Source organism: Janthinobacterium salmonicoloratum (assembly GCF_051380845.1).
Taxonomy (GTDB): domain Bacteria; phylum Pseudomonadota; class Gammaproteobacteria; order Burkholderiales; family Burkholderiaceae_D; genus Janthinobacterium; species Janthinobacterium lividum_F.
The window spans coordinates 914,686-925,617 of record NZ_JBNYXV010000001.1; the positions used below are offsets into that span (position 1 = coordinate 914,686).

Annotated in this window: 7 protein-coding genes; all 7 read right to left on the reverse strand. The window is 64.4% G+C overall.

Annotated features, from left to right (window positions below; all coding sequences use genetic code 11):
* The 7 genes from ACQ4WY_RS04235 to tssK all read right to left on the reverse strand — a co-directional run bounded on the left by ACQ4WY_RS04235 (position 1) and on the right by tssK (position 10,882).
* Positions 1-330: an urease subunit beta gene (locus ACQ4WY_RS04235; RefSeq protein WP_101481833.1), complete on the reverse strand. Its 330-nt coding sequence runs from the start codon at positions 328-330 to the stop codon at positions 1-3.
* A gap of 94 nt (positions 331-424) precedes the next feature.
* On the reverse strand, positions 425-727 hold the full coding sequence (locus ACQ4WY_RS04240) for an urease subunit gamma (protein ID WP_436502955.1): 303 nt from the start codon (positions 725-727) through the stop codon (positions 425-427).
* Positions 728-739: 12 nt separating this feature from the next.
* A complete protein-coding gene (locus ACQ4WY_RS04245) occupies positions 740-1,606 on the reverse strand; it encodes an urease accessory protein UreD (RefSeq protein WP_436502956.1) in 867 nt (288 codons plus the stop codon).
* 159 nt (positions 1,607-1,765) lie between these two features.
* Entirely contained in the window at positions 1,766-3,970 is a 2,205-nt protein-coding gene (locus ACQ4WY_RS04250; protein ID WP_436502957.1) for a two-component system response regulator, read from the reverse strand.
* Positions 3,971-4,145: 175 nt separating this feature from the next.
* A complete protein-coding gene (locus ACQ4WY_RS04255; protein WP_436502958.1) occupies positions 4,146-6,311 on the reverse strand; it encodes a sensor histidine kinase in 2,166 nt (721 codons plus the stop codon).
* Positions 6,308-9,370, reverse strand: coding sequence for a sensor histidine kinase (locus ACQ4WY_RS04260; protein WP_436502959.1), 3,063 nt, complete (start codon positions 9,368-9,370; stop codon positions 6,308-6,310). Before ACQ4WY_RS04260 ends, ACQ4WY_RS04255 begins: the two co-directional genes overlap by 4 nt.
* A 165-nt stretch (positions 9,371-9,535) precedes the next feature.
* A complete protein-coding gene (gene tssK, locus ACQ4WY_RS04265; RefSeq protein ID WP_436502960.1) occupies positions 9,536-10,882 on the reverse strand; it encodes a type VI secretion system baseplate subunit TssK in 1,347 nt (448 codons plus the stop codon).
* Positions 10,883-10,932 lie beyond the last annotated feature (50 nt).

Consider the following 10,932-nt stretch of genomic DNA (forward strand, 5'->3'; position numbering starts at 1 on the left):
TCAATCCTTTCCCGGTGGTGTGTCTTGCAGTTCGCCCATCACTTCGCCATTGAAGCCGTAGACCTTGCGCTCGCCCGCCAGCGCCACCAGCTCCACCGTGCGCTGCTGGCCCGGCTCGAAGCGCACGGCCGTGCCGGCCGTGATGTTCAAGCGCATGCCGTAGGCACGCCAGCGCTCGAAGGCCAGCGCCGGATTGACCTCGAAAAAGTGAAAGTGCGAGCCGACCTGGATCGGCCGGTCGCCCCGGTTGGCCACCACCACGGTGGCCGTGGCGCGCCCGACATTCAAGCTGATTTCACCTTCTTCCAATTTGTATTCACCTGGGGTCATGAGAGGACTCCTTCAAAGATCGCGTTATGCTTGCCGGCCGGTCGCCGGCGCAAAAACAGCCATGGCGCGGGTGGCGCCCTGGCCGCTCAAAAAACTACGGTATCGGGTGGTGCACGGTCACCAGTTTGCTGCCATCAGGGAAGGTCGCTTCCACCTGGATATCGGGGATCATCTCGGCGATGCCGTCCATGATGTCCGCGCGCGAGAGTATTTTCGTACCGTCCGACATCAGCTGCGCCACCGACCTGCCATCGCGCGCCCCTTCCATGATGGCCGCGCTGATCAGGGCCACCGCTTCCGGATAATTCAATTTCAAGCCACGCGCCAGGCGCCGTTCGGCCAGCAGTGCGGCAGTAAAAATGAGCAGCTTGTCTTTTTCGCGGGGAGTCAGGTCCATGTCTGTCCTTGTTCAAGTATTCCAGATGCGGGGTACGACGGCGGCGCGTCCCAGCATGGCGGGGCGCAGCAACTGCCAGGCGGCCAGCATGATCGTGCGCGCCGCCTCGCTGTCGCCGCACAGCAGGCGCACCACCACCAACGCTTTCATCTGCGTGGCGCCAAACAGAGCGCCGGCCGGCACAGTGATTTCGCGCACGGCGGCCAGCACGGCGGAGGAAACGGGCGTGCCCACAGCGATCAGGGTGGCGCACACCGTGTGGCCCCCCAGTCCCAGTGGGCTGGCCATCAGCGCGCCGCCGCCGGCCAGCACACCCTGCTCCCACCACAGCAACTTGCCGCCGCGGCGGATTTGCACCTGCTGGCTGATGCTGCCCGTGTTAAAAATTTCGCCTGAGGCGCTGCGGCCCAGGCAGACGATGTCGCAGCCGATATAGTTGGCGTCCAGCGCCAATTCCACCTCGTGGCGCAGGCGCACGCAAGCCTGGTCGAAGAAAATGCTCTCCTGCGGCAGCCACTCGATGGCCGCGCCCCTGCCCGCGCGAAGCACGATGTGCTGGCCCGAGACGTGACCGTTCGCGCGGTACCACTTGGCGGCGCCCGGCGAGGTAAGCAGGGCGTGCGCGCCCTCGCCCACCGTGGCGTCGACGGCCAGCTGGTCGCCGCCCACCACGCCGCCGGGCGGATGGATGATGATGGCGTGGCAGACGGCATCGCCTTCCGGATACAGGGCCTTTTGCACGCGCAGGGGGCCGCTGTGCGTGCGCTCGACGAGGCGGCTGACGCCATCGTGCAGCGCAAAACCCAGGCGCAGGTGCGCCTGCCAGGCGCCGTGTGCGCTGGCCTGTGAGGGCATGGCTGGATGGGTACTGTCTGGCATGCGGGGCAATCGCGTAAATAAGCGATTACCTAAGCAGGATATGTGCCAGCGTCAGGGAAAGGAAAAGTGAGAATCCTGCACCGCGCTGCAGCGGACGCACCGGCATGGTGCGTCGCGCGCATCGCAGCGCTGAAAGCCTGCCCTTTAAAGGGCAGGCTTTCAGGCCACGGCCAGAGTGCGCCGTTCGCGCAGCAAGGCCGTGAAAGCTTCCGCGGCCAGGGGCCGGCTGAAATAATAGCCCTGCATTTCGTCGCAGCCGTGTTCCGTCAGGAAGGCCACCTGCTCGCGCGTTTCCACGCCTTCGGCGATGACGCGCATGTCCAGGTTGTGCGCCAGCGAGATGACGGAACGGGCGATGGCCGCATCGCTGCTGCTGGTGGTAACGTCATCGACGAAGGATTTGTCGATTTTCAGCACATCGATGGGAAAGCGTTTCAAATAGCCCAGGCTGGAATAGCCAGTGCCGAAGTCGTCGAGCGAAATGCCCACGCCGATATCCTTCAGGCGCGTCAGGGCCGCCACTGCCTTGTCCGGGTCGCCCATCACCGTGCTTTCCGTGATCTCGATACCGAGGCAGGCAGGCGCGATGCCGTATTTGCGCAAAGTCGCTTCGACGAAAGGCACCGTGCGGTCCTGTGCGAACTGCTTGCCGGACAGGTTGACGGCCACCTTGATGCTGCCCAGGCCCGCGTCGTGCCAGGCGCGGATCTGCGCGCAGACGCTTTCCAGCACCCATTCGCCGATGGCCGTGATCGAGCCGTATTCCTCGGCCAGGGCGATGAACAGGCCGGGCGGCACCTTGCCCAGCACCGGGTTATCCCAGCGCAGCAAGGCTTCCGCGCCCAGCAAGGCGCCCGTGCGCAAACACATCTGCGGCTGGTAGTGCACGGCGAATTCGTCGCGGCCGATGGCGCCGCGCAGTTGCTGCTGCATGGCCAGGCGGGCGCGGATATCGCTGCCCATGCGCTCCGTGAAAAAGGCATAATGGTCGCGCCCCATTTCCTTGGCGCGCACCAGGGCCGTGTCGGCGTGGCGCAGCACGTCGTCGAGGCTGTCGCCATCGGCCGGGCACATTGCGATGCCGATGCTGGTCGTCAGCGCCAGGCGCTCGCCATCGACGCTGAGTTCTTCGCGCAAGCCGGCCAGGATGGTTTGCGCCAGCCCCAGGGTACGCCCCAGCAGGGCATCGTCCTGCAGCAGGATCTGGAATTCGTCGCCGCCCTGGCGCACTACCGTATCGCCCTCGCGCACGCAGCCGGACAGGAAACGCGCCACCACTTGCAGCGCCTTGTCGCCGACGGCCTGGCCGTGCGAATCATTGATGTTCTTGAAGCGGTCCAGGTCCAGGCACATCAGCACCACCTGCTGGCTGTCGCGCAGGGCGTTGGCGCGCGCCTGTTCGAAGCGCTCGCGCAGCAGCACGCGGTTCGGCAAGCCCGTCAGCGCATCGTGATAGGAGAGGAAATCGATCAGATGCTGCTCGGCCTTGCGCTCGCTGATATCGAGGAAGACGCCGATGTAGTTAACGACGGCGCCATCGGGGCCGTGCACGGTGGAGGCGCTGAGCAAACAGGGATAGGTGTCGCCGCTCTTGCGCCGCGTCTGCACCTCGCCCGACCAGCAAGCGCTGCTGCGCAAGCCCTGGCGCATGGCCAGCAGCACCGCTTCGCCCGTGTGTTCGGCGTGCAGGCGCATGATGTCCGTGCCCACCACTTCCTGCGCCGCGTAGCCGGTGATGCGCGTGAAGGCAGGATTGGCCGTGACGATGATGCCGGTCGGATCCGTGATCAGGATGGCGTCCTGGGTCGCTTCGAAGACCTGGCCCGACAGGCGCAGCAATTCTTCATTGGCGCGGCGGATCTGCACTTCGCGCGCCAGGGTGCTGGCCACCTGTTCCAGTTCGGCCGTGCGTTCGGCCACGCGCCGCTCCAGGTTGGCGCGCTCCTGCGCCAGCTGCAGCTGCGCCCGCGCCAGGCGCACGTGGGCGTCGGTGCGGGCCAGGATTTCCTCGGCCTGGAAGGGCTTGGCGATAAAGTCGACGGCACCGAGCGCAAAGCCGCGCACCTTGTCATCCGTATCGTACTGCGCCGACAGGAAGATCACCGGCACCTGGCGCAGGGACGGTATTTCCTTCAGGCGGCGGCACACTTCAAAGCCGTCGAGGCCAGGCATGCGCACGTCGAGCAGGATCAGCTCCGGCGGGCGCGCCTGGGCCGTCCACAGGGCCAGTTCGCCATTCGGCGCCTGACGCACCGCATAGCCGGCGCCGCCCAGCAAATCGCTCAACAGCTTCAGAGAAGCCGGCGTATCTTCAACGATCAGTACTTCGCCCTTAGCATTCACTTCCGAAAAATCGCGGTGCATGTAGTAGTTCTCTCAGCTTTGGATGAGGCGCGGCGGTCGGTTGCCGCGCCGGACAAGACATTTCTTTGCGATGAACTACGTACTATCATCATAATCTTTATTGCAATTTAGCACCATCCATCGGCGGCACTTAGTCCGTCTTTTCATCGAATTCGATGTTGTCAGCCCACACTTTTCAAGCGGGCGCCAGCACGCCCTCATTCTCCAGCAATTCGCACAGCTGGCGGTACTGATGCTGGTCGAGCATGGCCTGCAGCGGCGCCAGCACGGGTGCTGCCGCCGGCGGCAAGGCGCCCAGCAGCAGGGCCACCCTGGCCAGATTCAATTCGCGCAACGCCACCAGCAAGGCCGCGCGCTCTTCCCCGGCCAGCAGCAACAAGTCTTGCGCCTGCAGTGCCGGCGGCGCCTCGGACGCCGGCGCCACGGTCAGTGGCACGGACACCTGCTCGGGCGCCTCGGCCGCCTGCGCGGGAATGCTGAAGCGGAAGGTGGCGCCCTGCCCCGGCGTCGATTCCACCGTCAGTTCGCCTTTCATCAACTGTACGAATTCGCGCGAGATGGCCAGGCCCAGGCCCGTGCCATCCTTCGGTCCCGCGCTGTCGGCCTGCACGAAGGGCTCGAAAATGCGCTGCTGGTCTTCCAGGGCGATGCCGATGCCCGTGTCGCTGACGGCGAACGACAGCATCCATTGATCGCCCTCGCGCCGTTCGCCGCGCACGCGCAAGGTGACTTCGCCGCCGCCGGCAAACTTGACGGCGTTCGACATCAGGTTCAGCAATACCTGGCGCAAGCGCGTCGCGTCGAGCATCACGGCTGCCGGCAAGTCCGCGCAATCGAGGCGCAGGACAAGTCCTTGCTGCTCGGCGCGCATGCCCAGCATGTCCATCCCTTCCTGCAACAGGGGCGCCAGCGCCACCACGGCCGTCTGCGCGTGCAGGCGCCCCGCCTCGCCCTTCGACAGTTCGAGGATTTCATTGATCAGGGTGAGCAAATGATTGCCGGAGCGATGGATGATGGCCAGGTTGCGCTTTTCATCGTCCTGCATGTTCGGCGAGGCGGCCATCAGGCGCGAAAAACCGATCACGGAATTCAAGGGCGTGCGCAGTTCATGGCTCATGTTCGCCAGGAAGGTGCTCTTGGCACGGTTCGCCGCTTGCGCCTGGCTGACGGCCACCGACAAGGCGCTCGTGCGCTCGGCCACCAGTTCTTCCAGGTGATGACGGTGGCGCAGCAGTTCCAGTTCGGCCTCGCGGTGCGCCGTGATGTCGTAGTTCGAGCCCACCAGGCGCATGGGCTGGCCCCGCCCGTCGCGGAAGATCACGGCATCCGCCTTGATGTAGCGGATGGCGCCATCGGGCCACAGGATGCGGTACTCGTGCGTGAAGGCCTGGCCGGCGCCCAGCGCGGCACGCAGGGCCTCCTTGGCGGCCGGCACGTCGTCCGGCACCAGCGCCGCGCGCCAGATCGCCGCCGGCGCCATGGTGCTGTCCGCATCGGCCCTGAACTGCGCGTACATCTGTTCATCCCACTGCAAGGCATCGTTGATGACGTTCCAGTCCCAGATGCCGATGCTGGCCGCGCCGGTGGCCATCTGCACGCGTTCCTCGCTGCGCTGCAAGGCGCGGTAGCGGCTGTCGAGCAGCGCCACCATATCGCGGATGGAACGGTACAAGGTGCGCAGCTCGCCCAGGAACCACGCTTTCGGCGGCGTGCCGAACGCTTCGCCCTGCCCGGCCTGGATGCCGGCCGCATACTGGCCGATCGCCTTCAGGGGCTTGAGCATCAGACACCACATGAGCAGCCAGATGCTGGCCACCAGGATCACGTCGAGCGCCACGATCATGGCGCCGATGCCCAGCGCGCGCTGCCGCAGCTGCGCGTGCAGCAGGGCCGGCGTCGCATACACGGCAACGCTGCCGATGACTTGCCCGCCCATCATCACGGAGCGCCGCTGCACCAGCCAGCCAGGCTCGGCAGACAGGGAGAAGAAGCTGTCGATGGCACCAGTCGCAGAGCGGCGCAAAACCAGCGTTTCCTTGCCGATGCCCGGCGTCAGGGAGCTGGCCACCAGATCACGCTTGCCCAGCGTGCTGCGCATGATGGCCTGCATCTGCTTTTCATCGAGATTCCACAACGGCAGTTCGATGGCCACGGCCAGCTGGTCCGCGCTCACGGCCAGGCTGCGATGCAGCTGCTGCCAGCGCTGCTCGCGTTCGGACTGGTAAAACAGCACGGCAAACACCAGCAGCAGCGCGGTGACGACAAAGGTCAGCGCCACGCTGACGGCCAGCACGATGGACACGCCGCCCAGGCGCGCGCCTTTGGAGGCGTGCTTCGTCATGCGTCTTCGCCCTGCGGCTCGCTGGCCAGCTGCGCCAGCAAGGCGCACAGCGGCTGGTACTGATGCTGTTCCAGCATGGCGGCGATATGTGCGGCCAGCTGCGGCAGGCTGGTCGCCACGCCGGCCAGCACGATGGCGCTGCGCCGCAAATCGAGGGCATGCACGGAATCGAGCAGCGCCTGACGCTCGGCCGCGCCCAGCTGGCCCAGCGCCTGCTGCAAGTCAAAGGCGGCCGCCGGCACGCGCGACGGCGTGGCGGCAGTGCGCTGGAAACGCAGGCCCAGCTGCTGCTCCAGCATGGCAAACAGGTGCTCCTGCTCGATCGGTTTGCGCAGGAAGCCATCGGCGCCGGCAGCCAGCGCCTCCTGCTTTTCCTCCTCGAAGGCGGAGGCGGTCATGATCACCAGGCGCGGCTGCACCAGTGCCGGCTGCGCGCGCAGCCAGCGCGTCAGCGTCAGGCCATCCATGTCCGGCATGCGCCAGTCGCTGAGCACCATGTCGTAGCGCTGCGCCGCCAGCATGGCTTGCGCCTGCACGCCGCCCGCCGCCTCCTGCAGCTGGAAACCCAGCGGCGCCAGCAAGCCGGCCAGCAGCTTGCGGCAGTTGTCGTCATCGTCGACCAGCAGCACCATGCGCCCTCGCTGGGCCGGTGCCAGGCGCGCCACGCGGCCCGGCGCCAGCGATGCGATGGCCGCTTGCTGCAGCACCGGCGCGCGCAGCTCGAAACTGAAGCGGGAACCGGCGCCCAGCGTCGATTCGACGCGCAACTCACCGCCCATCAAACGCACGAATTCGCGCGAGATGGTCAGCCCCAGCCCCGTGCCGGCCTGCGCCACCGCGCTGTCGGCCTGCACGAACGGTTCAAAGATGCGTTCCAGGTCTTCTTCCGCGATGCCGCTGCCCGTATCGCGCACGGCAAACGTCAGCGTCACTTGCCCATCGCCGCCCGTCTGGCACGCCAGCGACAGGGTCACGCTGCCCTGCTCGATGAACTTGAGCGCGTTCGACAGCAAATTCAACAACACCTGGCGCAGCTTGGCGCCATCGAGGCGCACCAGCGGCGGCACGCCGTCACGCTCCAGCAGCAGCGCGATGCCCTGGTCGCTCGAACGCATGCGTACCATCTCGAGCACCTCGTCGAGCAAGCCATTCAAGTCCACGGGCCCCGCTTGCAGCTGCATGCGGCCCGCCTCGATTTTCGACAATTCCAGGATATCGTTGATCAAGGTCAGCAAATGATGGCCGGCGCGGTTGATGATCGCCAGGTTATGCTTTTCTTCCTCGAACATGCTGCTCGAATCGGCCATCATCTGCGAAAAGCCGATCACGGAATTCAAGGGCGTGCGCAATTCGTGGCTCATGTTGGCCAAGAAGACGCTTTTCGCGCGGTTCGCCGATTCGGCCTCGGTGACGGCCACCGACAGGGCCGCCGTGCGCTGCTGCACCAGTTCCTCCAGATGGTCGCGGTAGCCGAGCAGCTCCTGCTCGCTGTGCTTGCGCTCGGAAATGTCGACAATGCCGCTGCGCACCAGGCGCCGCCCTTCCATCGGCAGGCGCACGAGCCGCACTTCACAGGGAAAGATGCTGCCATCGGCGCGCCGCACATTGCGTTCAACCAGGATGGGTTCACCCAGCATGGCGCGGCGCAGATGCTCTTCCATCATCAGTCCCAGCGGCAGGCCATCGGGCTGCTCTCCGGTGTACAGGTCGAACGGACCACGCGCCAGCAGCGCTTCGCGCGACATTCCCAGCATGCGCTGCGCGCTGCTGTTGGCGTCGATGAAGCGGTCCTGGTCCAGGTCATACACGACGATGGCTTCAGGCGCATGCTCGACGAGGATGCGGAAGCGCTGTTCGCTTTCGCGCGCATCGCTCTCGGCGCGGCGCAGGCGGCGGCGCTGCAGCAGCAAGGCGCTCAGCATGCACGCCATGGCGAGAAACACGGCGCCAACCGACAGCACGGCGACGCGGTGTTCATGCCACAGCTGCGGCGGGCGGTTGAAAAACAGGGTGTGCGGCGGCAGCCGGCTGATATCCGCATCCCAGCGCTGCAGCTGTTCCCAGTCATACATGGGCATCGGGCGCGCCGGCGGCAGCAAGGCGCCCGGCGCGGCAGGCGCCTTGCCGGCCAAGACGGCCAGCGACATCTGCGCCACCTGCTGCGCGGCCAGTTCGATATGCAGGATGGAACCGCCCAGGACGCCCTTGCCGACCGTCGCGTTATACATGCCGAAGGCGGGCACATTGGCCAGCCGCGCCAGCTGCGCGGAGAACTGCACGGGCGTGGCGATATTGCCGTCCACGTCGCAGTTGACATTGCCCGCCACCAGCAGCGTACCGGCGGGCAAGTGTGCCACCGCCGCGCGCATCTGTTCCAGAGTCAGGTCATCGAGATAACGCATGGCCACCTTGCCATGCCACGCCTGCGCCGCCTGCTGCATGTTGCGCTTCAAGGCCTGGTCGGCCTCGCTGGCGCCGACGGCCATGACGATGGTTTTGGTCTTCGGGAACAACGCCATGGCTTGCGCCAGGGTACCGGGAAAATCGACATTCGCCTTTTGCTGCCAGATGGCTGCCGGGCTGCCGGCCGGCAAGGCCTTGCCCGAGGTGTTAATCGCCAGCACGGGCACGCCGCGCGCCAGCGACGCCAGGTCCGACAGCAAAAAATCGAGCGCCGGCTGCTGCATGGCGATGATCAGGTCGGCCTTGCGACCCATCATCTGGGTGTATCTTAAAAGCAACAAATCACGCATCTCATTGCGTAGCGCCGGGTCGCCCTGGGTATTCAGGTTCAGGTGCTCGACCATGATGTCTTCGCTGGCCAGGCCCGCGGCGGCCATGGCAGCCACGTAGGTACGCGTGTACGATTCGACGCCGGCGCGACCATAATCGTAAGCGTTGAGGAACAGCACGCGCTGCCCCTGGTGCGGCGCTGCCGTGGCCGGCGGCGCAGCCGGCAAGGCGGCAGGGGCCGCGGCGGCACAGAACGCCAGCAGCAATGCGCAGCCACAACGGCGCACCGCTGCCCTGCCCATCGCGCCGCCAGGCACCTCACGCATCCTTCGCCATGCCCATGCTCACTCCCGCCTGTCACCATGTTTCAACCATGCGCTGACTGCTCAGCCACCGACACTTACAAAAACATGATAACGTCAACTGCAGGGGCAAGTCTATTCCTTAGGGCAATCTTTTGACAATACACCCGCTCGTAACGCGAACCAGCGTTAAGCGGCGGTGCTGCTGATACCGAACAATTCCAGCTTCAGCCCTTTTATGCCAGACGGCACATAAATCGCAATCGCCTGGGCCTTGACCATGCTGTCATAAATACTGCCCTTGTTATCGATGGAAAAGTAATACGTATTGGGCCGTACCGGCACCTCGGCAGGAACCTGGGCCATATGGCGCAACTCGGCCCCCGGAAGTGCCCGGCCCAGTAATAGTTCGATATTGTCCGGAGATGAAATCTTGAACTGCAACGGCACCGTGGCGACCAGTTCCAGCGCCGGCATATCAGCGTTTACCGCAAGACAGAGTTCGGTCTGACGGTCAATCCGCTTGGCATCGAGCAAGCCGTGGTAATGGGTGTTTTGTTGCGTGTCGTTAGACAGCGCAATCGGGAAGTAACGCGACAGGAGAACAGTATCGATCAGGTCGCGAATGATGCCATCGAGCTTGCCGAAACCGGGAGCCGCGTCATCGTGACAATATGCCGGCAAATCGCTCAGTGTGTATTTTTTCGAAAACGTCATCAAGCCACCGGCCAATGCCATCAATTTTTCAAACAAATACACGGGATGGTGGCGCCGGTAACTGGCGCAATGACTGAGCGTGGCGCTGGCCGTGCTCAATGTATGGAGCATCCAGAACGAGGAAACATCCCCGCCATGAAATTCAACCGTATTTTTACCGGGCTGACGGTGACGGCTGTACAGCGCCTCAATTTTCGCGCCCATGCGATCGATCAGCGAATCAAGCATTTTCTGCAGCGAAGACTCGGCGCTGATGGTCAGGCCAGGCGGAATGAAGGAGGTATCGACTTCAAAGCCGCCATTGCCAGCGCGGTACAAACGGGTCACCGGAATGGCAAGGTAATCATGCAGGGGGTCCAGTTGCGACAACAGATACACGCGCTTCTTCAGGTAAGCCACGTCTATGCTGACTGCCTCGCTGTAAAGATCCGGGGTTTCGATATCCGCCTGGACATAGCGTGCGCCAGCAGAGCTCAAATTTCCGCCATGTGCCTGCAGCGCGGGTAGCGCCGCATAAAAAGTAAAACTATGTTCGCTGGAAGGTAGCTTGGACAGGTCAACCGCACTGGGCAACGCATCGCCAAGCGGCGCTTCAAAGAGTTCTCCATCCTGAAAAACGAGCGACATGGCGTCCGCCCGCAGGCTATTGTTGGCCAGTGCATCCGCATTCCAGCGAATGCCATGCACGCCCCACAAATGTGGATTAATTAGTGAGGCCAGACGTTGCAGACGCGCCTCATGGTAGCGGTCCAGCTGCTGAAATTGCTGGGGACCAATGGCCAGGCCTTCGGACCAAAGTAGTTTGGATGGCAATGTCATTGCGTTCTCCATGTTGACCGTTGGAATCATGCTGCCTTGCCAGTCTGATG

Coding starts and splice junctions, on each gene's coding strand:
- ACQ4WY_RS04235 (WP_101481833.1), bottom strand. CDS start 330: ATGACCCCAGGTGAATACAAATTGGAAGAAGGTGAAATCAGCTTGAAT.
- ACQ4WY_RS04240 (WP_436502955.1), bottom strand. CDS start 727: ATGGACCTGACTCCCCGCGAAAAAGACAAGCTGCTCATTTTTACTGCC.
- ACQ4WY_RS04245 (WP_436502956.1), bottom strand. CDS start 1,606: ATGCCAGACAGTACCCATCCAGCCATGCCCTCACAGGCCAGCGCACAC.
- ACQ4WY_RS04250 (WP_436502957.1), bottom strand. CDS start 3,970: ATGCACCGCGATTTTTCGGAAGTGAATGCTAAGGGCGAAGTACTGATC.
- ACQ4WY_RS04255 (WP_436502958.1), bottom strand. CDS start 6,311: ATGACGAAGCACGCCTCCAAAGGCGCGCGCCTGGGCGGCGTGTCCATC.
- ACQ4WY_RS04260 (WP_436502959.1), bottom strand. CDS start 9,370: ATGCGTGAGGTGCCTGGCGGCGCGATGGGCAGGGCAGCGGTGCGCCGT.
- tssK (WP_436502960.1), bottom strand. CDS start 10,882: ATGACATTGCCATCCAAACTACTTTGGTCCGAAGGCCTGGCCATTGGT.